The sequence below is a fragment of the Azospirillum brasilense genome (assembly GCF_022023855.1).
Classification (GTDB): Bacteria; Pseudomonadota; Alphaproteobacteria; order Azospirillales; family Azospirillaceae; genus Azospirillum; species Azospirillum brasilense_F.
Genome location: NZ_CP059449.1, coordinates 273,628 through 294,898 on the forward strand (window position 1 = coordinate 273,628; position 21,271 = coordinate 294,898).

Sequence of the window (21,271 nt, forward strand, 5' to 3'; positions counted from 1 at the left end):
GGAGCCCATTCCATGACCACGACCCAGCCGGCCACCGCCCTGCCCTCCCCCTTCCCCAGCGTCTTCGTTTCCCACGGCGCTCCCACCCTGATCATCGAGGATTCGCCGGGCCGCCATTTCCTGGCTGGCCTGGGTAAGCGGCTGGGCCGCCCGAGCGCGGTGATCGCGGTGTCGGCGCACTGGACGACCAGCAGCCCGGCGATCAGCGGCGCCACGCAGCCGGACACCATCCATGATTTTTACGGCTTCCCCCGCGCCCTCTACGCGATGCGCTACGCCGCCCCCGGCGCCCCGGCGCTGGCCGACCGCGTGCGGGCGCTGACCGGCGCCGCGGTGGACCCCGGCCAGGGGCTCGACCACGGTGCCTGGGTGCCGCTGATGCTGATGTACCCGGAGGCCGACATCCCGGTCGCCCAGCTCTCCGTGCAGCCCGGCGCCACCGCCGCCGACCACATCGCGCTGGGCCGCGCCCTGGCGCCCCTGCGGAAAGAGGGCGTGCTGATCCTCGGCAGCGGCGGCGCCGTCCACAATCTCGGCGATTTCCGCTTCGGCCAAAGCGACGTGGCCGACTGGGCGGAGGACTTCGCCGGCTGGCTCGACGGGGTGCTGGCGGCGGGCGACGAGGCGTCGCTGGCCGGCTGGAAGACGCTCTGCCCGCAGGCCAAGGCGGCGCATCCCACCGACGAGCATTTCCTGCCCCTGCCCGTGGCCTTCGGCGCCGCCGGCAGCGCGGTGCGGACGGAGCGGCTTCACGCCGGGTTCGAGCATGGCAGCATCGGCATGCAAGCCTACGCCTTCCATGGCACGATCTGAGGCAGTACCGGGGATGTTTAAAGGGGGCTGAACCCGACGCACTTGTCTGTTTGCGCCGTTGCCGCGCCAAGCTACAATCCGCGCCACCCGTCCGTGCACACGGAGGGGTTTCTGACAACGTCGGGCTTTTCCCGCCCGCAACCTTCGGCCGGATCTCGTGGCTTACCAACGACAGCGCGTACGGGACGTGGCGTGACGCGGAACGGAACCCTGCCCCGGTCCGGCGACGCCCCCTCCCCCCCCGGTGCCCCGGCCCGCCTCGCGCGCTCCCTTCCGGGGCTCGGTTTCCTGCGCCGCCTGGACGAGCTGACGCTCGCCGCGCGCGTCGGGCTGGGCTTCGGCGTGGTCCTGGCTCTGGTTCTTCTGCTGGCGCTGATCGGCATGGCCTCGCTCTACGGGGTCAGCCGCGAGGTCGGCACCTTCTCCGGCTACGCCGACGCCTCCCAGACGGCCGCCGACCTGGACATCGGGCTGCGCGACCTGGAGGTGTCCGTCCGCGACCATCTGGCCGAGGGCGACCAGCAAAGCCTGCTCGACGCCGGGCTGCGCCGCGACGGCCTGCTGGAGCGGCTGATCGCCCTGGCCGGCATGGTGGACGGCGAGGCCGACCGCCGCTCGGTGGAGGGCGCGCGCACGGCGCTGGACGCCTATTGGAGCGGCTTCGAGGCGCTGGTCGCCTTGCGCGGCGAGCGCGCCCGGCTGACCGAGTCGGTGCTGGAGCCGCAGATTTCCCAGATCCGCGCCGGGCTGGGCCGATTGAAGGACGCGGGCGGCGTCGATTCGGCGGCGCTGGCCGGCGACGCGACCGTCGCCATCCTGATGATGCAGGACCATCTCGGCCGTTACGTGGCGCGGCGCGACGACCGCGACTCGCTGCGCATGCGCGCCGAGCTGGGCAACGCCCGCGCCAAGCTGGCGGAGATGAACCGCTATCTCTGGGTCCCCGGCACCCGCCAGACCATTGACGAGGTTGAGGCGGCGCTGGCCGGCATCGACGGCGTGCTGGACAGCATCGAGGCCTCCCTGGCCGACGAGGATGGGCTGCGCGCCGAGCGGCTGACGCCCAATGCCGCCGCCGTCGCCGCCCAGGCGGCGGAAATCCGCCAGCGCAACGACGCCGTGGCGGCGGAGCTGCGTGGCGGTCTGGCCGACCAGTCCTGGCGCACGGTGCGCATCGCCCTGTGGGCGGCGCTGGCGGTGACGCTGGCCGGGCTGGCGATGGTCTGGTTCGTCAACCGCCGGGTCGCCCGCCCGGTGTCCGGCATGGCCGCCGCCGTGACCTCCCTTGCCGCCGGGCGGACCGACATCGCCCTGCCGCCGGATGAGGGGGCGGACGAGGTGTCCGCCATGGCCCGCGCCGTCCGCGTCCTGCGCGACAACACCGCGGAGATGGAGCGCCAGCGCCAGGAGGCCGCCGACCGGCACGGCCAGCTGCTGCGCGACAAGGAGCGCGCCGACGCTGCCAACGAGGCGAAGACCCATTTCCTGGTCAACATCGGGCAGGAGCTTCACGCCCCGCTCAACGAGATCGTCGCCTCCAGCCAGTCGCTGATGGGCGAGCTGCACCGCCTGGGCGCCGGGGAACTGGCAACCGACATCGAGCAGATCCAGTGGACCGGCGAGCAGATGCTGACCCTGGTCGATGCGATCCTCGACTATGCCCGGATCGAGGCCGGCAACATGGACGTCGTGCTTCAGGATTTCGACGTGCACCGCCTGCTGATCGAGGCGCGGGAGCGCACGCTGCCCGCCGCCGACCTCAACGGCAACGAGGTGACGCTCCAGGCGGAAGCCGCAGCGCTCGGCCAGATGTATTCGGATTTCGGCAAGGTCCGGCAGGCGCTTCTCAACCTGCTGGACAACGCCTGCAAGTTCACCCAGGGCGGCGCCGTCCTGCTGGCCGCCGAACGGATCGAGCGAGACGGCGAACCCTGGCTGCGCTTCACCGTGACCGACAGCGGCAGCGGCTTCGCCACCAGCCAGACCGCCCGGCTGTTCCAGCCCTTCGTCCAAGGCGGCAGCGGCACCAGACGACGCGGCGCCGGGCTCGGCCTGACCCTGGTCGGCCATTACGCCGCCATGCTCGGCGGCGACATCGAGGTGGCGAGCGAGCCCGGGCATGGCACCCGCGTCACGGTGGCCCTGCCCGCCTACTACCAGCCCCCGGCGGAGGAACGCCCGCTCCAGGTCGGCACCGCCGGGGCTGCCAAGCGCCCTCTGGTCACCGTCGCCCCCCTGCGCCCCGTCGCCCAGCTGGCCTCCTGAAGCCGGGAGCCGTTGGCCGTCAGGCCTCGCGCGGGCGGGCGGTGTCCTCCGGCGCGGCCCCCTCGTCGGGCGGCAGGCCGTACTTCATGCGACGCATCTTCTCGGCGACGCGCGCGATCTCTTCGGGCGGCAGGATGACCGGCTCGCCCAGCAGATGGGCGTGGAGATACTGGCGGGCCAGCGTCTCCACCTCCACCGCCAGGGCGAGAGCGCCTTTCAGCGTCTTGCCCAGCACGATCATGCCGTGGTTTGCCAGAAGGCAGGCCAGCCGCCCCTCCAGCGCCGCCACCGCGTGGTTGGACAGTTCCTGCGTGCCGAAGGTGGCGTAGGGCGCGCAGCGGATCGAATCGCCGCCGGCCAGAGCCACCATGTAATGGAAGCTGGGAATGCCCCGGCCATGGACGGCCAGCGCCGTCGCGAAGGTCGAATGGGCGTGCAGCACCACATCCACGTCGGGCCGCGCCTTCAGGATGTCGCGATGGAAGCGCCATTCCGACGATGGCCGCCGCCGGCCCACATAGGTCCCGTCGAAGCCCATCTCGACAATGTCCTCGGGCGCCGTCTCGTCATAAGGCAGGCTGCTCGGCGTGATCAGGAAGCCGCCCTCCACCCGCACCGACAGGTTGCCCGACGAGCCCTGGTTGATGCCCGCCCCGTTCATGGCGAGGCAGGAGTCGATGATGGCGCGGCGCTGCGCCGGGTGGGACAGGCTGGTCATGGGCGGCGGTCTCGCTTGTGGAACGGACGGTAGGCGAACGGGCCATGGGCGCGCCCATCCTGTCAAGGACGGTCGGGGTCAGGGACGGTCGGCGTCCGCCTTGCTCATCAGGTCCCAATGGCGGACCACCGCGTCGTAGCCGGCGGACAGGGCGCCCTGCCCGTCCGGGGTGAAGGCGACCGCCAGGACCGGCTTCTCATGGCCACGGAAGGAGGCGAGTTGCCGCCCGGTGGCGATCTCCCACAGCCGGACGCGCCGGTCGCCGCCCCCGCCGGACAGCAGGGTCTTGCCATCGGGCGAGACGGCGACCGAGGTGATGAAGCCGGTGTGCCCGTAAAGCGTGCGCAGGAGCGTGCCGGCCTCCAGGTCCCACAGCCGCACCGTCTCGTCACTGGACGCCGTGGCGGCCAGCCGCCCGTCGGGAGACAGGGCCAGACCGTTGACGCTGCCCTCATGCCCTTCCAGCACCGCCTTCTCCCGACCGGTCGCGGCGTCCCAGACGCGGATCTGGAAGTCGTAGCCGGCGGAGACCAACCGCCCGCCGTCGGGGGTGTAAGCCACGGCGTTCACGTTGGCGCCATGCCCCTCCAGCACCCGCAGCGCGGCGCCGCTTCCCGGATCCCAGACGCGGATGACGAAGTCCCAGCCCGCGGAGGCGAAACTGCGGCCATCCGGCGTCACCGCCAGACCGGCGACGGTGCCGGTGTGCCCCTCGAAACGGCGCAGCGACCGTCCCTTTTCCAGGTCCCAGAGGATGATGGCGGCGTCGCGGCTGCCGGTCAGGGCCTGCTTGCCGTCCGGCAGGAAGGCCACGGCGGTGACGCCGGCGGCGTGCTCGTGAAAGGAGGCGATTTGGGAGCCGGAGGCGAGGTCCCAGAGGATGGCCGAATAGTCCCAGCTTCCCGTCAGGACGCGGGTGCCGTCGGGCGACATGGCGACGGCGTTGACCATGGCGCCATGGCCGATCAGGTCCGCGGCACGGGACAACAGGGGTGCGGTCAGGACAGGCGCGGTCGCAGCCAGCGCGAGAAGCCGGCGGCGGGTGTGGCTCGGCGGGTTCCCCGGATGACACCCTCTGCCCATGCCCGAACCGCCTCCCGAAAAGGAAAAGACCGGCAGCCTTGCAGCCACCGGTCAGGGGGTAACAGGTATCAGCGCCGGTTGTCTTCAGCGCCAAGTGTGCCCGCGGGCGACCGCGGGGTTGTTGGAGGTCCGGTTCGGCTCGTAGCTGCCGCCCTGGGGCAGGCTGTAGCCCGCCGCGTGGTGGCGGAAGGGCGGAAGCGCGAGACCGGTCGCCGCATCGACGGTCAGGGTGTTGACCATGAAGGCGGCGTTGCCGGCGGTGCCCGGCATCATGGCGGCGACCTTGTAGACGGCGGTGCCGTCCTCCAGCGCCGCCTCGGTCACGCGCAGGACCTGCACATTGTAGGTCTGCTCGACGATCCGCTTCACCTCCTCCGCCGGCTTGGCCGCCGGAGAGGTCTGGGCGGCGGCCGGAGCGGCGAGCGCCCCGGCCAGCAGCAGGCCGATCAGGAAGGAACGCATGGATAGGATCCTCACTCGGCGGGCGCGCGGTGGCGGCCCTGGTGATGGCCCCCGTGACGGCCGGGGGTCTCGCCGGTGACCTCCTGAACCCACAGCGAATGGTGCTCGCGCGCCCACTGGAGTTCGACGTCGCCGGAGCCCATCGCGTCGAAGGCGCCTTCCATACCGACCGAGCCGATGTAGATGTGGGCGATGATGACCGCGGTCAGCACCACCGCCACCGCCGCGTGGATCAGCTGGTAAAGCTGCAGGTCGGCCAGCGAGGCGAAGGAGAAGGGCCACAGCAGTTGCACGCCCGTGAAGCCCAGCGCCGCACCGCCCAGCACCGTCGCCCAGAAGATCACCTTCTGGCCGGCGTTGAACTTCTTCGCCGCCGGATGCACGCCCTTGCTGAACAGGCCGCCGGCCTTCAGCGCCCAGGTGATGTCGTTGCGCTCCGGGATGTTGTGCTTCACCCACATCACGAAGATGAGGAGGATGCCCAGCATGAAGGCGAAGCCCAGGTAGTTGTGGGCGAACTTGCCGTACTGGGTCATCGTGGCGAACACCTCCGGACCCAGCAGCGGCAGGACGGTGTAGCGCCCGTACAGCACGTTCAACCCGGTGAAGGCCAGGATGACGAAGCTGCCGGCGGTCAGCCAGTGCACGCCCCGCTCGAAGGCGTTGAAGCGCTGGATGGTCCGGCCGGTCTTCTTGCCGTCGATCCGGATGCGCCCGCGCACCAGGAAGAACAGGACGAGCAGCCCGATCATGCCTCCCAGCACCCAGCCGCCGTAGGTGGACAGCGGACCGTTGCGGACCGAGCGCCACGCCTCGCCTTCCGACTGCACCAGCACGCCGGCGCTCTTGTTGGGGATGGAGACATAGCCCTGCTCGCCGGAGCGGATGCCGCGCCACATGTCGGTCTTGGAGTTGCCGTCCGCCGGCTGGCTGGCGACCGGCGGGAACGCTTCCGCCGCCGAAGCAGAGGAGACGTTGGCCATGACCAGGGTCAGCGCCAGCATGGCGACGCCCAGAAGCACGATCTGGAACGGCGACTGGAGCCAGCCCTTGGCCAGCACGACCTTGGAATGATTCGACGTCATTGCGTCAGCCCTTCCCTTGAGAACAGCGTCCATCGGAAACGCCCTCTCAGAAACGCTGGCCGGCCGAGCGCTGCTGGAGCGCCTGGACCTGATCCGCGGACAAAGGACTGTCCGCGGCGCCGCGGTAGACGCCCTTCTCCAGATGGATCGGGCGCGCCTGCTCCTCCTCGTTGCACCCCGCCAGAAGCGGGGTGACGAGAAGGAGCGCCATCGCACAGACGGTGCGGCGGATCACGGTCACGACCCCGCCTTCATCTGATAGGCGGTGCCCCAGCCCCAGGCGCCGGACCCGAAGCCGCGGGCGACCACGCGCTCGCGGTAGATGTCCGACACCTTGTCGCCGTCGCCGGCCAGGAGGGCCTTGGTCGAGCACATCTCGGCACAGAGCGGCAGCTTGCCTTCGGCCAGACGGTTGCGGCCGTACTTCCTGTACTCCGCGTCCGTGTTGTCGGCCTCCGGGCCGCCGGCGCAGAAGGTGCACTTGTCCATCTTGCCGCGGGTGCCGAAGTTGCCGGCCTGCGGGTACTGCGGGGCGCCGAACGGGCAGGCGTAGAAGCAGTAGCCGCAGCCGATGCACAGGTCCTTGTTGTGCAGAACCACGCCCTGCTCGGTCTGGTAGAAGCAGTCGACCGGGCAGACGGCCTTGCAGGGCGCGTCGGAGCAATGCATGCAGGCGACCGAGATCGACCGCTCACCCGGCTTGCCGTCGTTGATGGTGACGACGCGGCGGCGGTTGATGCCCCAGGGCACCTCGTGCTCGTTCTTGCAAGCGGTGACGCAGGCGTTGCATTCGATGCAGCGGTCCGCGTCGCAGAGGAATTTCATGCGGGCCATGGTGATGAACTCCTAGCGTCTCAGGCCGCCGAGATACGGCAGAGGGTGGTCTTGGTTTCCTGCATCTGCGTGACCGAGTCGTAGCCGTAGGTCGTGGCGGTGTTCGCCGCCTCGCCCAGCACGACCGGGTCGGCGCCCTGCGGGTACTTGGAGCGCAGATCCTGGCCCTGGTAATGGCCGCCGAAGTGGAAGGGCATGAAGGCGACGCCACGGCCGACACGCTCGGTCAGCATGGCCTTGACCTTCACCTTGCCCTTTTCCGCACCCTCGACCCAGACCATCTGGCCGTCCTTGATGCCGGCGTTGTTGGCATCGAACGGGTTGATCTCGACGAACATGTCCTGCTGCAGCTCGGCCAGCCAGGGGTTCGACCGGGTCTCGTCGCCGCCGCCCTCATACTCGACCAGACGGCCGGAGGTGAGGATGATCGGGTACTCCTTCGACACGTCGCGGTCCTGGATGGACTTGTAGAGCGTCGGCAGGCGCCAGGACTTGGTGTCCTTGTAGGTCGGGTACTCGGCGACCAGATCGCGGCGCGGCGTGTAGAGCGGCTCGCGGTGCACGGGCACCGGGTCCGGGAAGTTCCAGGCGACGCAGCGGGCCTTGGCGTTGCCCGGCGGGTTCAGGCCGTGCTTGATCGCCACGCGCTGGATGCCGCCCGACAGGTCGGTGGTCCAGGACACGGCACCGATCTTCTCGCCGCCGATCTTCTTGATGACGGCCATCTCGGCCTCGGTCAGCTCCCCGGTCCAGCCCAGCTTGTCCAGCATGGCGTAGGTGACTTCCGGGTAGCCGTCCTTGATCTCCGACCCGACCGGGTAGGAGCCCTCGGCGAGCAGCGTCACGCCGTTGCGCTCGACGCCGAAGCGCGCGCGGAAGGCGCCGCCGCCCTCGGCGACCGGCAGGGAGGTGTCGTAGAGGTTGGCGGTGCCCGGATGCTTCATCTCCGGCGTGCCCCAGCAGGGCCACGGCAGGCCGTAATAGTCGCCGTCGCACGGGCCGCCGTTGGCGCGCAGCGTGGTCTTGTCGAAGGTCGCCTGATGCTGCATGTGCAGCTTCAGCCGCTCCGGCGACTGGCCGGTGTAGCCGACCGACCACATGCCGCGGTTCCATTCCCGCGTCGTGTCCTCGATGTCCGGCTCGTTGCCGTGGAGCTTGATGTTCTTGAACATCGGCTCGGCGAAGCCGAACTTCTTGGCGAACAGGTACATGATCTCATGGTCCGTCTTCGCCTCGAAGAGCGGCTCCATGATCTTGTCGCACCACTGGACCGAGCGGTTGGACGCGGTGCGCGACCCGACGGTCTCGAACTGGGTGGCGGCGGGCAGCAGGTAGAAGTTGTCCTTGCGGTCGGACAGGACGGCGGTCATCGTCGGGAACGGATCGACGACGACCAGCAGCTCCAGCTTCTCCATCGCCTTCTTCATGTCCGGAAGGCGGACCTGGCTGTTCGGCGCGTGACCCCAGAAGACCATGCCCTTGATGCTCTCGGGCTGGTCCATGTTCTCCTTGGCTTCCAGGACGCCGTCGAACCAGCGGGACACCGGGATGCCGGTGGCCTCCATCAGCTTCTTGTCCTTGAAGCGGGCCAGGACCTCGTCATAGGAGACGTCCCAGACGCGCGCCCAGTGGCGCCACGCGCCCTCCGCCAGACCGTAGTAGCCAGGCAGCGAGTCCGAGGTGACGCCGAAGTCGGTGGCGCCCTGCACGTTGTCGTGGCCGCGGAAGATGTTGGTGCCGCCGCCCGTCACGCCGACGTTGCCCAGGGCGAGCTGGAGCACGCAGTAGGCGCGGGTGTTGTTGTTGCCGATGTGGTGCTGCGTGCCGCCCATGCACCAGACGAGCGTGCCCGGACGGTTGGAGGCCAGCGTGCGGGCGACGCGCTTCAGCTGCGAGCCCGGAACGCCGGTGACCTTCTCGACCTCTTCCGGAGTCCACTTGGCGACCTCGGCGCGGATCTCGTCCATGCCGTAGACGCGCTTGGCGATGTACTCCTTGTCCTCCCAGCCATTCTCGAAGATGTGCCAGAGGATGCCCCAGATCAGGCCGACGTCGGTGCCGGGGCGGAAGCGGATGTACTCGTCGGCCTTGGCCGCGGTGCGGGTGAAGCGCGGATCGGCGACGATCAGCGGCGCGTTGTTCTGCTCCTTGCCCTTCAGGATGTGGAGCATGGAGACCGGGTGGGCCTCCGCGGCGTTGGAGCCGATGAAGAACATCGCGCGCGACTTCTGGATGTCGTTGTACGAGTTCGTCATGGCGCCGTAACCCCACACGTTCGCCACGCCGGCGACGGTGGTGGAATGACAGATGCGGGCCTGATGGTCGACGTTGTTCGTTCCCCAGAAGGCGGCGAACTTGCGGATCAGATAGGCCTGCTCGTTGCTGTGCTTGGCCGAGCCGAGCCAGAAGACCGAATCCGGGCCGGACTTCTCGCGGATCGCCAGCAGCTTGTCGCCGACCTCCTGGATGGCCTGGTCCCAGGAGATCCGGGTCCACTTGCCGTCCACCATCTTCATCGGGTAGCGCAGGCGGCGGTCGCCGTGAGCGTGCTCGCGCACCGCCGCACCCTTGGCGCAATGGGCGCCCAGGTTGATCGGGCTGTCGAAGCTCGGCTCCTGGCCGATCCACACGCCGTTCTGCACCTCGGCGGTGACCGTGCAGCCGACCGAACAGTGGGTGCAGACGTTCTTGACCAGCTTGACCGGCGCGCCCGCGGCGGGGGTGGCGGTCACCGCCTCGGCCTTCTTCACCATGCCGAAGGGCATCGTGGCGGCGATGGCGGCGCCACCGGCGGCGATGCCCGAGGTGCGGAGGAACGAACGACGGTCGACGGTGTTACCGGTCAGGCCGGAAACCATCTTCGCCAGCGAACGGCCGCCGGAAGCAGCCGCCTTCTTCTTTGTCAGCATGTGCGGCGGTCCTTCTTAGAAGCGGCTCAGTTCGTAGACCGTCCGAACATGGTCGGTCTCGCGGTAGCCCTGGGCGGGGGCAGGCTCGGCGGCCTGCACCGGCTCCGCACCCGTCACGGCGCCCACGGCGGCGGCGCCCAGCGCGCCGACGCCCAATCCAGCCGCGCGGAACAGGTCGCGCCGCGCCAGCGTGGTCTTTTCCTTCTTGTCCGTCATAGCTTCACCCTATTCTTCGCGGCTTCCCCGAGACTGAAGACCGATGTGCCGCCCGGTTTCCGAGCCTTGTTTTCAGCGTTTCCGGACCGGCCTTGTCGTGGACCGGTCTCGTTGTCTTTTTCTGTTCGGCGACGGTGCCGGTGTGCGGTCATACCGCCCCGTCACGCCGCCATGTCGAAGGCTTTCCCCTCGACCTCCAGATACCGGTGCCCCAGCGTGCCCACCGCGCGGTAGAAGGCGGCGGACGGCGTGGATTCCAGATCGGTGAAGAACCTGCCGGCCCAGGAGCCGATGTGACGGTCGAAGAAGCGGCGCTGCGCCTCCAGATCGGCCGGGGCGTCGAAGGCCCCAGTGATCAGACCCGCCATCATCTCGGCCAGGGCGGCAATGTGATCTTCGGGTTCCTTCACCTCGTCGGCACGGGCGATGCCCAGCAGCGCCATGTCGCCGCGCAGCTCGGCCAGCGGCTTTTCGTGAAGGAAGCCCGTGAGATAGTAGGACCCGTATGGGGACAGGATGCCGCCGCCGACGCCGATGAAGAGGGTGTTGAATTCCTCCTCCACCGCGGCGGCGTCCGTGCCGCGGGCTGCCTCGGCCAGACCGCTCAGCGCCTGCCCCAGCGGGCTCGCGTCGCCATCCAGCGCCGACAGAGCGGCCAGGAACTCCCCGCCGGGCGGGCGGGCAAGCAGATGCGCCAGCAGGGCGTAGAGCTGCGCCCGCTGCATCTCCTCCGGCGGCAGGGCCGACGGATCGTGTTCACCGGTCACGGACACGGCGTTCATCCCTCCCGACACGACAAAAGGACCAGATCGGCAAAACTCCGGCACCCGGCCCCACCCGTCGCGACAACGGCGGCGCATTGGCTCGCCCGTTGCAGGCTCACGGCGTCAAGGGCCGGCGCCCGAGACGCCCTGGACCGACAACCTCATATTGCACCTGCGAAAAGCCTCGCCATATCAGGGGCTTAACGTTCAGGATGAGGCTATTAAAGGGCAGATTCGCGGTGTTTGTCAACAAAGGTTGACTCAGAAGTGTGCTTACCGCGACTTGGGCTGGACTGTCGCTATGCTCTTTTTGTCATATCGATGTCGGGTTCTTGCGAAGCAGAGGGGACCTGCTCGGGCTCCGAACCTTCGGGAAGCGCCACTGTTTCTTTCCCGTCTTCATCGGTGTCGCCGTCCGCGGCCGTCCCGCCGGCTCCTTGCTCCGCCTTCTCGGCCGCCTCCTCCGCGGCGTCGAGGAAGCCCTTGCCGACGCGGTAGAGCGTCTTCACCGGCGAGGAGCCGGTGAACAGGCTAGCGTAGTCGTCGGCGTAGTCCTTCAACCCGTCGTCGTTGGCAAAGACCGGATCGGAGGTCCACAACTTGCGCAGCGCCTGCCGGTGCAGGTCGTCCGGGACTTCCGCCCGCAGGAAGGGGGTGAAGTCGGACTCCAGCGTCAGTTCCTCCACGGGAGGAAGGTCCTTCAGCGGGTCATCGGCGTCCGGCGCGGCGGGTGGCGCGGTCTCGGTCGGGTCGGGCGCCGCATCCACCGGGAGTTGTGCGGGCGGTTCCTCGGCGGGCGGCGGTTCCACCGGCTCCGGGGCTGGGGCGACGGGCTGCCGCTTCAGGCGGGACCAGCGGGAGAGGAACGATTCGTCGGTCATGCTGTGCGTCTCGGGGATTGCCAGACCTTGCCCCACCCTAACCCTCCCCCGCTCCGCAGGGGAGGGCATCAGCTCCTCCCCCTGCGTCGCCGGGGGGAGGCCGGGAAGGGGGCGTGGGACCGGCGCCCCATCAAGAATTCATCACGCCTGCTTCGGGAAGTGCCGCTTGCGCTCGCGCTTCACGAAGGGGACATCCACATGGTGCTGCTCGGTGAAGTCGCGGACCAGCGCCGTGACCTCCGGCGGCATCGGCACCGTCTCCACCATCTCCACTCCGCTGACCTGATAGGCTTCGCATTCGTGAGCGGAGGCGGTGACGACGAAAGGCACGACGCCCCCCGGCTCGCCCGTCTCGTCCGGGCGCAGCACGACCCAGAGGCGCGGCGGCTCCTGCGACAGGTTGAGCTTGTAGCCTTCGGTGTCGCTGCGGAACAGTTCCAGCGGCAGGGTCGCGGCGTGGTAATGCGCCCAGCCCTCCCCCTCGCGCAGCAGCCGCCAGGGACCGTCGACCGGCGGAGCGCCGGGGATCACCGAGACCGGACGCCACGCCCAGTCCGCCCAGAGGCTGGCACCCTTGCGGCGCTCCAGGACGATGCCCAGGGCCATCGTCTCGGTTCTGTTTAGCGCTTCACTCATCGGACCAGTCCCGCCGCCATCAGCCGTTCCGCCTCCGCGAGATCGTCGGGACGGTTGGTGTTGAAGAAGGGGTCTACCGGATCGGTGGCGAAGTCGGCAATGGCCAAGCGGTGGCGGGCGGTCCAGGCGTCCACCTTGCGCATGTCCTCCTCCACCATGGCGCGGCGGAGGTCGTCGGCGAGGTCCACCCGCCACAGCCCGAAGACCGGATGCTCCTGCCCGTCGGAGCGGGCGCAGGCGAGGTCGGCGCCCTCGCGCTCCACCGCCGCCACCAGACGGGTGACCAGATCGCCGGGGATGAAGGGCGCGTCGGTGGCGAAGCTGGCCAGCCATCGGCAGTCCGGCGCGTTGTCCCGCGCCCATTCCATCCCGGTCAGCACCCCGGCCAGCGGCCCGGCGAAGCCCTCCACCACGTCCGCGGCCACCGGCAGGCCAAAGGCGGCGAAGCGCGCCGGGTCGCCGTTGGCGTTGAGCACCAGCGGCCCGACCTGCGGGCGCACGGTAGCGACGATGCGCTCCAGAATGCTGCGCCCGCCGAGCGTGCGCAGGCTCTTGTCACCGCCGCCCATGCGCCGCGACAGGCCGCCGGCCAGCAGCACGCCGGCAATGCCCTCAGTCGTCATCGCGGCTCCCCTTGCGCTGGTGGCGCCCGCCCTCGTCCCCGACCGCGGCCGGGTCGGCGTCGAAGTCCAGCCGGTCGGTACCGGCCAGGGCGAGGAAGCGCTTGCCCTTGGCCCGCCCGACCATGGTCAGGTTGGCCTGCCGTCCCAGCTCCACTCCCCAGGCGGTGAAGCCGGAGCGGGAGATCAGGATCGGGATGCCCATCTGCACCGTCTTGATGACCATCTCCGAGGTCAGGCGCCCGGTCGTGTAGAAAATCTTGTCATGAGCCGGCACGCCGTGCAGGTGCATGTAACCCGCCACCTTGTCCACCGCGTTGTGCCGCCCGACGTCCTCCATGTAGACGAGGGGACGGTCGTCCTGGCAGAGCACGCAGCCGTGGATGGCGCCGGCCTCCAGATACAGGCTGGGGGTCAGGTTGATCTTCTTTGACAGGGCGTAGATCCATGAGGTCTTCAGCCGCGCGTCGGGGTTCAGCCGCACCGACTCGAAGGTCTCCATCACGTCGCCGAAGGCGGTGCCCTGGGCGCAACCGGAGGTCAGCGTCTTCTTCTTGAGCTTCTGCTCGTAATTCGTGGCGCGCTCGGTGCGGACGACGACGGTATCGATCTCCTCGTCGTAGTCGATGCCGGTGATCCGGTCGTCGCGCTTCAGCATGTTCTGGTTGAGCAGGTAGCCCACCGCCAGATAATCGGGGTAGTCGGCGATCGTCATCATGGTGACGATCTCCTGCCCGTTCAGGTACAGCGTCAGCGGCCGTTCCACGGTGACCGACGCCTCCACCGGGCGCCCGTCCTGATCCAGCCCGGAAACGCGCTCCGTCAGCTTGGGATTCGCCGGGTCCGGCCTTATGGTGAATTCCGAGAGGTCCATGACCGGAAGAGTGGGGAAGATTGCGCGCCGGGGCAAGCGGCGGATGATCGGCTCCCGCAAGACGGAAGCGATACGGCCCCGGTTTGACGCGCGAGCGCTTGGTATGCACGAGTACCCCTATGCATGAATTCGGTCTGGCCTTCGTCACCGCCTTCCACCTGATCGCCGATTTCGACCCCGCCCTGGTGGGGATCGTGGCCCTGTCGCTGCGCGTCAGCCTGACCGCCGTCCTGATGTCGGCCCTGATCGGCCTGCCGCTGGGCGCCGCCGTGGCCGCCTTCCGCTTTCCGGGACGGCGCGCGGTGACGCTGTTCCTGAACACGGCGATGGGGCTGCCCCCGGTGGTGGTCGGGCTGATCGTCTACCTGATCCTGTCGCGCTCCGGCCCGCTGGGGGTGCTGGGGCTGCTGTTCACCCCGACCGCGATGATCGTGGCCCAGACCGTGCTGATCGTGCCCATCGTCGCCGCCCTGACCCGCCAGATCGTCGAGGATCTGCTGATGGAGTATGGCGACCTGCTGCGGGTGATGGGGACCGGGCCGCTGACCACCCTGTGCACCCTGCTGTCGGAGGCACGCTGGAGCCTGCTGACCATCGTGCTGGCCGGCTTTGGGCGGGCCTCGGCGGAGGTCGGGGCGGTGATGATCGTCGGCGGCAACATCGACCGGGTGACCCGCGTCATGACCACCTCCATCGCGCTGGAGACCAGCAAGGGCGACCTGCCGCTGGCCCTCGGCCTCGGCGTCATCCTGATGATCCTGTCGCTGTCGGTGAACCTCGCCGCCGCCATGGTGCGGGAGACGCGGCGGGCCTGAGCGGCCGTCCGCACACCGGTTCTGGAAAATTTGCAAAGCCATTCGAACTTTCCCATAGTCGCCGCCACAGCCCGCAACCAAGGCGGGCAAGAACCTGGAGAGGGATAGTCCGATGCTGCGCCGTTCTTTCGTGCTGGGATGCGTCGCCGCGGCGGCTCTGCTGCTCGGCTCCGTTCAGCCGTCCACCGCCGCCGACCGCTTCATCACCGTGGCCTCCACCACCTCGACTGAGGATTCTGGGCTGTTCAAGTCGATCCTGCCGAAATTCACCGAGAAGACCGGGATCGAGGTCCGCGTGGTCGCCAAGGGCACCGGCCAAGCCATCGACATCGCCAAGCGCGGCGACGCCGACGTGCTGTTCGTCCACCACAAGCCGTCGGAGGACAAGTTCGTCGCCGAGGGCTTCAGCACCGAGCGCAAGCCGGTCATGTACAACGACTTCGTGATCGTCGGGCCGAAGGCCGACCCGGCCAAGGTCGGCGGCAGCAAGGACGTGTCCGCCGCGCTGAAGAGCATCGCCGCGGCCAAGGCCCCCTTCGTGTCGCGCGGCGATGACAGCGGCACCCATAAGTCGGAGCAGGCGCTGTGGAAGACCGCCGGCGTTGATCCCACGACGGGTGACGGCTGGTACCGCGCCATCGGCCAGGGCATGGGCGCCACGCTGAACACCGCCGCCGCGGTGAGCGGCTACGCCATGACCGACCGCGCCACTTGGCTCAGCTTCAAGAACCGCGGCGACCTCGACATCCTGGTGGAGGGCGACAAGCGCCTGTTCAACCAATATGGCGTCATGCTGGTGAACCCGGCCAAGTTCAGCCACGTCAAGGCCGCCGACGGGCAGGCCTTCGTGAACTGGCTGGTCTCCGCCGAGGGCCAGCAGGCCATCGCGGATTACAAGATCAACGGCAATTCGCTGTTCTTCCCGAACGCCAACGAGCCGGGCGTCTGACCGGCCCCCGCTCCGCGGGCACGAAAAAAGGCGCAGCCCCGCGGCTGCGCCTTTTTCGTTTGGCAAAAAAGGGCGGGCGGAAAGAGCCGGCCTACAGCTTCTCGTTCGGCGACACCGGGACGCAGCGGTGGCCGCTGCGGGTCAGCTCCGAGCAGACCTTGCGGGCGGTTCGCTCGTCCAGCCCGACCATGCGGGCGCGGTAGACGGTGGAGCCGTTCGCCTTCACCGGCGTCACGGCCGGCTTGGCGGCGCGCAGCAGGAAGGGCGCCTGCTTGGTCGCCTGGGTCAGCGCCCGGTTGCTTGCCTCCCGCGTGGAGAAGGCACCGATCTGCACGCCCCACTTCGACCCGTCCGCCTTCGCCGTGTCGGCGTCCTCGTCACGGGCGCGGGCCGGCGGGCGGACCGCCGCGGGGGTGGAGACGGTGGAGGCGAGCTGCGCGATGGTCTCCGGCTTGGCCAGCGGCTTGCCCTTGGCGGTGACGCGCGGCGCGTCCTCGTCGCCGGCGCGGGCGACGACCGGCGCCTCCGACCCGCGACTCGGCTTGTCGAACGCCTTATCGAGGATCGCCTCCATGCGGGCGTCGCGCGAGGCCGCGGACTTGCCGCCCAGCACTACGGCGACCAGCCGGCGCCCGTCGCGCACCGCCGACGCCGCGAGGTTGAAGCCGCTGGCCACCGTGTAGCCGGTCTTGATGCCGTCCATGCCCTCGTAGCGCGACATCAGCCGGTTGTGGTTGTTCAGGCTACGCCCGCCATAGACGAAGGCGCGGCGGCTGAAATAGGGGTAGTAGCGGGAGTGGTCCGACAGCATCGCCCGCGACAGGATGGAGAAGTCGCGCGCCGTGGTCAGCTGCTCCATGTTCGGCAGGCCGTTGGAGTTGCGGAAGACGGTGTTGCGCATGCCCAACTCGCGGGCCTTGCGGGTCATCATCTCGGCGAACTTGGCCTCGCTGCCGCCCAGCGCCTCCGCCAGCACGACCGAGGCGTCGTTGGCCGACTTGGTGACCAGCCCGAGGATCGCCTGCTCCACCCGCAGCGTCTTGCCGGCGCGCAGCCCCAGCTTGGTCGGGGACTGCGCCTCCGCCCAGGCCGACACCGGCAGCGCCTGGTCCAGCCGCAGCCGCCCAGAATCCAGCGCGTCGAAAGTGAGGTAGAGCGTCATCATCTTGGTCAGCGACGCCGGGTAGGTCAGCGTGTCGGCGTTCTCCTCGTGGAGCACCTCACCCGTGCGCGCGTCGACGACGATCGCCGCGTATTTCGCGGCCAGCGCCGGCAGCGGCGCCAGGATGGTCACCGCCAGCACCGCCAGGGCGCCGCACAGCCCCCGGCCGCACAGCCCTCGAACGAAAGGGGTAATGCCGAAGGCACTTCTCAGAGTCGAACGTCCATTCGCCAAACGTTCTGCGGCCTGTTCCCCCTCCGTTTCGCGCCCGCGCCAAGCGAACGCCAAAAGCAGGCTTCGAACGGTCTGGCCCGTTACGTTCATGATGCCCCCGCCAAAGGCTAATACTTGCTGTTTGGCGCAATGGTAAATTCCATGCAAAACAGTGTCTAGCGACAATTCGTTAATTTGCCGCTTCGATTTCTTCGGCGGCGCTGTGACGAAATTGGATGAGGCGCGGACCCGTACGGGGCGAACCGCGTTGAAGGAGCGCGACCGCCGATCCATCTTCCCGGAAGCGCAGGACCATTTCCCTTCCCGACTGGACGCGAGGCACCTCATGACCCGCCCGCCCGTGCGACGCCCGACGACTCCGCGCGCTGCCCCACGGGACGGACGAAGAGGGAGATTTGCCAGGGTAACGGGAATGACGGTGGCTGTGGCTGGACTGCTCGCCGGCTGCGCCTCGGTCGGGCCGACCGATAACCCGGTGGCGCGCAAGCTCACCTGGGTCAGCTACCTCAACGGCGACGATCTGCGCGCCGCCTGCACCAAGGGGGAGACCGACCGCTACCGGCTGGTCTTCAACGCCGACTACCAGAAGCATGTGCGGACCTACGACATCGTCGGCGACCGCGGCACCGGCGGCGCGATGGTCGAAGCGCGCGTGCTGGAGGCCACCGACCTCGCCCGCATCGATCTGGACGACCCGGCGGCGGTGGCCCGCGGCCCGGTCGCCAAGGCCCAGCTGTCACCGCGCCAGTTCGCCCTGTTTGTCCTGCGCCTCTACGAGAGCGGCGCCTTCGAACCGGCGCCGAGCGGGGTGCGCCTGCCGTCGAACGGAGTCTATTGGCTGATCAACGGCTGCCGGCGGGGAAGCTGGTTCTTCAACGCCTACCCCTACCCGTCCGACCGCTTCTCCGACATCCGTTTCGACGGGCCATTGAAGGATCTGGACGGCAGTGCGCAGGGCACCGGCGTGCCCTACCCCGCCCTGCCGCGCCCGCAGGACGCGCCGCGCACCCTGCCGACCGGCGGGCAGGTGGACAGCGCGGGCGTGGTGTTCGAGGTCCAGGTGGGCCGCGACGGACTGGTCGGCCCAACCGCGCCCTTCGGAACGTGGCTGTTCGCCGGGAAGTAGCGGGCGGGGCGGACATTGCTCCCTCCCCGGCCCTCCCCCGCACTCGCGGGAGAGGGAGATCAGTCCCCTCCCCTGTGAAGCGGGGGAGGGGGAGGGTGGGGGCAAAGGTTCAGACCACTTCCTCTTCAGCGACATCCGCCCGCGCGCCGGCGGACAGCAGCGTGTCCACCCACGGTCCATCCGGCATGCGCCGGGCCAACTCGGTGATGTTCCGGTTCCACCACAGGCGCTGCTCGACCAGATCGTCGTAGTCGAAGTTCGACTGGCGCCACAGCCGCTCCTGGGCGTTAAAGGTCACCATGTCGATGGGGAAGCCGACGTCGTTCGACGAGAAGCGCGTGCTGTCGAAAGACAGGTAGGCGATCTTCAGCGCCGTCTGCATGTCCGTGCTGTAGGACAGCGCGCGGTCCAGGATCGGCTTGCCGTAGGCCGTGGCGCCGATCGACAGGTAGGGCGTGCGCTCGTCCACCTCGATCCAGTTGCCCTCTGGATAGACCAGGAACATGTAGGGCTCGCGGTCCTCGGCGAGCTGGCCGCCGATGATGGCGTGCAGGTTGAAGGCCAGCTTGGACGCCTCCAGCGACTCCTTGTCCTCCGCCGCCACTTGGCGCAGGCAGGCCGTGAAGGCCGACAGCGCGTCCAGCATGGTCGGGTAGGTCTCGCCGCGGCGCCGGGACATGTCGCGGCGCAGGTAGGCCAGCGTCTTGTCACGCACGCTGCGCAGGCCGGAATTCAGGATGAAGAAGCGGTCGCCGCCGCTGCCCACCATGGTCACCTTGCGCGCGGACGACAGCTGCGAGCCGCTGGTGATGCGCCCGTCGGACAGGCCGATCAGGCCGTCGCGGGTCTTGATGCCGAGGCAATAGGTCATGAAAGAACGTTCCCGAACTGATAGCTGCGACGTTCCGCCGCGGTTGGTCTGACCTTTGGCCGAAGCGCATCCCTTCGGCGGGCAGGGTAGGATTGGGCAGGATCGGCGGTAAAGCTTTCGTAAAGGCTCCGCCCAGTCGAGCCGAAGTGGATCGGTTTTCCCATGAGGCGGAACGGTGGAGCATTCGCCGTACCGATCAAGCAAAGGGATCGGGCTCAACTGATATATTGTGCGACGCACAAGATTCTTTGTTGACTCCACGGACATCTGCCCATAGTTTAGCCATTGCTGCACTGCAGCATTTTCGGGCCCGGAGCCGTCCGGGTCTCCCCAACGCAGCCGGTCTGCGCCCCGCAGGCGGACAGTCCGCCGGCCCGGGTTGATGCGCGCCGGGCTTCGACGAAGGAAGGAACGCAAGGCATGACGACCGTGACGAAGGCCAAGCCGGCCCCCGCCCCCACCCAGGCGTTCGAGAGCGCCGCCGCCCAGGCCAAGGAGCAGGTCGAGGGCTTCGTCAAGGCTGGCCAGGAGCAGGCCGCGAAGACGTTCGAGCAGACCGCTTCCGCCACCAAGGAGCAGGTCGAGAAGCTGTCCGCCCAGCTCCTGAAGATCTCCGCCGAGCTTCAGGCCTTGAACAAGGCCAACGTGGAAGCGCTGATCCAGAGCGGCAGCATCGCCACCCAGGGCGCCGAGGAGCTGACCCGCGAGGTGACCGCCTACGCCCAGGCCTCCTTCGACAAGTCGGTCACCACCGGCAAGGCCCTGCTGACCGCCAAGTCTCTGAAGGAGGTCGTCGATCTCCAGAGCGAGTATGTGAAGGCCAGCTTCGACGCCTTCGTCGCGGAATCCTCCCGCCTCCAGGGCATCGGCACCCGCGTCGCCACCGCGGCCCTGACCCCGCTGAAGGACCGCGTCTCGGTCACCGTCAGCACCCTGTCCAAGCCGATCGCCGCCTGACGCGGCGACACGCCAGAACCACGAAGCCCGGCCGTTCTCCGACGACCGGGCTTCGCGCGTGAAGGAGCTGGCCGGGACGCGCCAAAGTTTTTGTGCACCGCACAAAATCCCGTTGACAGGCGCTTTTCCCTGCCTTAAGTTTAGTCATGCTGCATTGCAGCATCGACCCGACGCCCGAAGCCACGGGGTCGTTGGTCGGATCATCCGCGCGGTCGCCAATAGGTGGGTCCGGCGCGGGTCAACCCGATGAAATTCGAGGAGCCGTTCCATGACCGACAAGTTCGCCGCCGCCACCAAGACCTTCGAAGACGCCGTGTCCGCCGCCAAGCTGAACGTGGACGGCCTGGTCAAGTCCCAGCAGGAGCAGTTCGAGAAGGCCTCGGCGCAGATCCTGAAGGGCTTCGACGAGCTGACCGCTCTGACCAAGGGCAACGTCGACGCCGTCGTGAAGTCGGGCACCATCGTCGCCAAGGGCGCCGAGGAAGCCGGCAAGCAGGTCGCCTCCTTCACCCAGTCCTCGCTGGAGAAGAGCGCCGCCACCGGCAAAGCCCTGCTGGCCGTCAAGACCATCCAGGAGCTGGTCGAGCTGCAGAGCAGCTTCGCCAAGGCGAGCTTCGAGACCTTCGTCAAGGAGAGCGCCAAGCTGCAGGAGCTGTCGCTGAAGACCGCCAAGGACGCCTTCGCGCCGATCAACGACCGCCTCCAGGTCACGGTCGAGACGCTGTCCAAGCCGGTCGCGGCGAAGGCCGCCTGATTCAGGCCGGCCCCAGACGTCAGCCTGAGACAAAATGACCCGGAGTCAGCAATTCCACAGACCCGGTCGCGAGGCCGGGGCGGCTCCCCCCTCCATCGCCCCCGGGACGCAACCGTCCGGGGGCGTGGACGGCGCAAGGCGGTACCGCTTTAAATCCTGCCGCCTCACGGCATTGTGAAGTTCCGGGAAAGCCCGGCGGTGCAGACCGCCGGGCTTGTTTGTTTTCGGGCGATGGGCATCTAC

At 68.6% G+C, this 21,271-nt stretch carries 22 protein-coding genes; 7 read left to right on the forward strand and 15 right to left on the reverse strand.

Features of this window, described 5'->3' with window-relative positions; translation table 11 throughout:
• Positions 1-12: 12 nt before the first annotated feature.
• Positions 13-813 carry a DODA-type extradiol aromatic ring-opening family dioxygenase gene (locus H1Q64_RS01345; protein ID WP_237904071.1) on the forward strand — a complete coding sequence of 267 codons (801 nt, stop codon included), beginning with the start codon at positions 13-15 and terminating at the stop codon, positions 811-813.
• A gap of 192 nt (positions 814-1,005) precedes the next feature.
• Entirely contained in the window at positions 1,006-3,078 is a 2,073-nt protein-coding gene (locus H1Q64_RS01350) for a sensor histidine kinase (RefSeq protein WP_237904072.1), read from the forward strand.
• 19 nt (positions 3,079-3,097) lie between these two features.
• Here the strand turns inward: H1Q64_RS01350 and H1Q64_RS01355 are convergent, their stop codons facing one another.
• From H1Q64_RS01355 to fdhD, 13 genes are all read right to left on the reverse strand, one after another.
• The gene (locus tag H1Q64_RS01355) at positions 3,098-3,796 is read right to left on the reverse strand and encodes a class II aldolase/adducin family protein (protein ID WP_237904073.1); all 699 of its coding nucleotides are present in this window, start codon (positions 3,794-3,796) and stop codon (positions 3,098-3,100) included.
• A gap of 78 nt (positions 3,797-3,874) precedes the next feature.
• Positions 3,875-4,783, reverse strand: coding sequence for a WD40 repeat domain-containing protein (locus tag H1Q64_RS01360; RefSeq protein ID WP_237904074.1), 909 nt, complete (start codon positions 4,781-4,783; stop codon positions 3,875-3,877).
• 180 nt (positions 4,784-4,963) lie between these two features.
• Complete coding sequence (locus tag H1Q64_RS01365) at positions 4,964-5,341, reverse strand: hypothetical protein (RefSeq protein ID WP_237904075.1); 378 nt, start codon at positions 5,339-5,341, stop codon at positions 4,964-4,966.
• Positions 5,342-5,352: 11 nt separating this feature from the next.
• Entirely contained in the window at positions 5,353-6,426 is a 1,074-nt protein-coding gene (locus tag H1Q64_RS01370; RefSeq protein WP_237904076.1) for a formate dehydrogenase subunit gamma, read from the reverse strand.
• Between the two features lie 46 nt (positions 6,427-6,472).
• Positions 6,473-6,667, reverse strand: coding sequence for a hypothetical protein (locus H1Q64_RS01375; protein ID WP_109068631.1), 195 nt, complete (start codon positions 6,665-6,667; stop codon positions 6,473-6,475).
• On the reverse strand, positions 6,664-7,260 hold the full coding sequence (fdh3B, locus tag H1Q64_RS01380; RefSeq protein ID WP_038529096.1) for a formate dehydrogenase FDH3 subunit beta: 597 nt from the start codon (positions 7,258-7,260) through the stop codon (positions 6,664-6,666). Before fdh3B ends, H1Q64_RS01375 begins: the two co-directional genes overlap by 4 nt.
• A gap of 20 nt (positions 7,261-7,280) precedes the next feature.
• Positions 7,281-10,169 carry a formate dehydrogenase subunit alpha gene (locus H1Q64_RS01385; protein ID WP_237904077.1) on the reverse strand — a complete coding sequence of 963 codons (2,889 nt, stop codon included), beginning with the start codon at positions 10,167-10,169 and terminating at the stop codon, positions 7,281-7,283.
• 15 nt (positions 10,170-10,184) lie between these two features.
• Complete coding sequence (locus tag H1Q64_RS01390) at positions 10,185-10,385, reverse strand: formate dehydrogenase (RefSeq protein ID WP_094305940.1); 201 nt, start codon at positions 10,383-10,385, stop codon at positions 10,185-10,187.
• Between the two features lie 161 nt (positions 10,386-10,546).
• On the reverse strand, positions 10,547-11,158 hold the full coding sequence (locus H1Q64_RS01395; protein ID WP_237904078.1) for a TorD/DmsD family molecular chaperone: 612 nt from the start codon (positions 11,156-11,158) through the stop codon (positions 10,547-10,549).
• Positions 11,159-11,448: 290 nt separating this feature from the next.
• Positions 11,449-12,030, reverse strand: a complete 582-nt coding sequence (locus H1Q64_RS01400) for a DUF3306 domain-containing protein (RefSeq protein WP_237904079.1) — start codon at positions 12,028-12,030, stop codon at positions 11,449-11,451.
• A gap of 141 nt (positions 12,031-12,171) precedes the next feature.
• A complete protein-coding gene (locus H1Q64_RS01405; protein ID WP_237904080.1) occupies positions 12,172-12,666 on the reverse strand; it encodes a DUF3305 domain-containing protein in 495 nt (164 codons plus the stop codon).
• Positions 12,663-13,289, reverse strand: a complete 627-nt coding sequence (gene mobA / locus H1Q64_RS01410) for a molybdenum cofactor guanylyltransferase MobA (RefSeq protein ID WP_237904081.1) — start codon at positions 13,287-13,289, stop codon at positions 12,663-12,665. Before mobA ends, H1Q64_RS01405 begins: the two co-directional genes overlap by 4 nt.
• The gene (gene fdhD, locus H1Q64_RS01415) at positions 13,279-14,160 is read right to left on the reverse strand and encodes a formate dehydrogenase accessory sulfurtransferase FdhD (RefSeq protein ID WP_038529108.1); all 882 of its coding nucleotides are present in this window, start codon (positions 14,158-14,160) and stop codon (positions 13,279-13,281) included. The genes mobA and fdhD overlap by 11 nt, the downstream gene beginning before the upstream one ends.
• A gap of 119 nt (positions 14,161-14,279) precedes the next feature.
• Between fdhD and H1Q64_RS01420 the strand changes: the two genes are divergently transcribed.
• On the forward strand, positions 14,280-14,975 hold the full coding sequence (locus tag H1Q64_RS01420; protein ID WP_237904082.1) for an ABC transporter permease: 696 nt from the start codon (positions 14,280-14,282) through the stop codon (positions 14,973-14,975).
• A gap of 112 nt (positions 14,976-15,087) precedes the next feature.
• Entirely contained in the window at positions 15,088-15,924 is an 837-nt protein-coding gene (locus H1Q64_RS01425) for a substrate-binding domain-containing protein (protein WP_237904083.1), read from the forward strand.
• Positions 15,925-16,015: 91 nt separating this feature from the next.
• Here the strand turns inward: H1Q64_RS01425 and H1Q64_RS01430 are convergent, their stop codons facing one another.
• Positions 16,016-17,227 (reverse strand): D-alanyl-D-alanine carboxypeptidase, encoded by a 1,212-nt coding sequence (locus tag H1Q64_RS01430; protein ID WP_237904084.1) that lies wholly within the window; start codon positions 17,225-17,227, stop codon positions 16,016-16,018.
• Between the two features lie 505 nt (positions 17,228-17,732).
• Here H1Q64_RS01430 and H1Q64_RS01435 point away from each other — a divergent pair.
• Positions 17,733-18,446, forward strand: coding sequence for a hypothetical protein (locus H1Q64_RS01435; protein ID WP_237904085.1), 714 nt, complete (start codon positions 17,733-17,735; stop codon positions 18,444-18,446).
• A 109-nt stretch (positions 18,447-18,555) separates the two neighbouring features.
• Here H1Q64_RS01435 and H1Q64_RS01440 read toward each other — a convergent pair whose 3' ends face one another.
• Positions 18,556-19,317 (reverse strand): peptidase, encoded by a 762-nt coding sequence (locus tag H1Q64_RS01440; RefSeq protein WP_237904086.1) that lies wholly within the window; start codon positions 19,315-19,317, stop codon positions 18,556-18,558.
• 420 nt (positions 19,318-19,737) lie between these two features.
• On the opposite strand from H1Q64_RS01440, the gene H1Q64_RS01445 reads away from it, so the two are divergent.
• Together H1Q64_RS01445 and H1Q64_RS01450 are read left to right on the forward strand one after the other, a co-directional pair.
• The gene (locus H1Q64_RS01445; protein WP_094305950.1) at positions 19,738-20,274 is read left to right on the forward strand and encodes a phasin family protein; all 537 of its coding nucleotides are present in this window, start codon (positions 19,738-19,740) and stop codon (positions 20,272-20,274) included.
• A 268-nt stretch (positions 20,275-20,542) separates the two neighbouring features.
• Positions 20,543-21,028, forward strand: coding sequence for a phasin family protein (locus H1Q64_RS01450; RefSeq protein ID WP_237904087.1), 486 nt, complete (start codon positions 20,543-20,545; stop codon positions 21,026-21,028).
• Positions 21,029-21,271 lie beyond the last annotated feature (243 nt).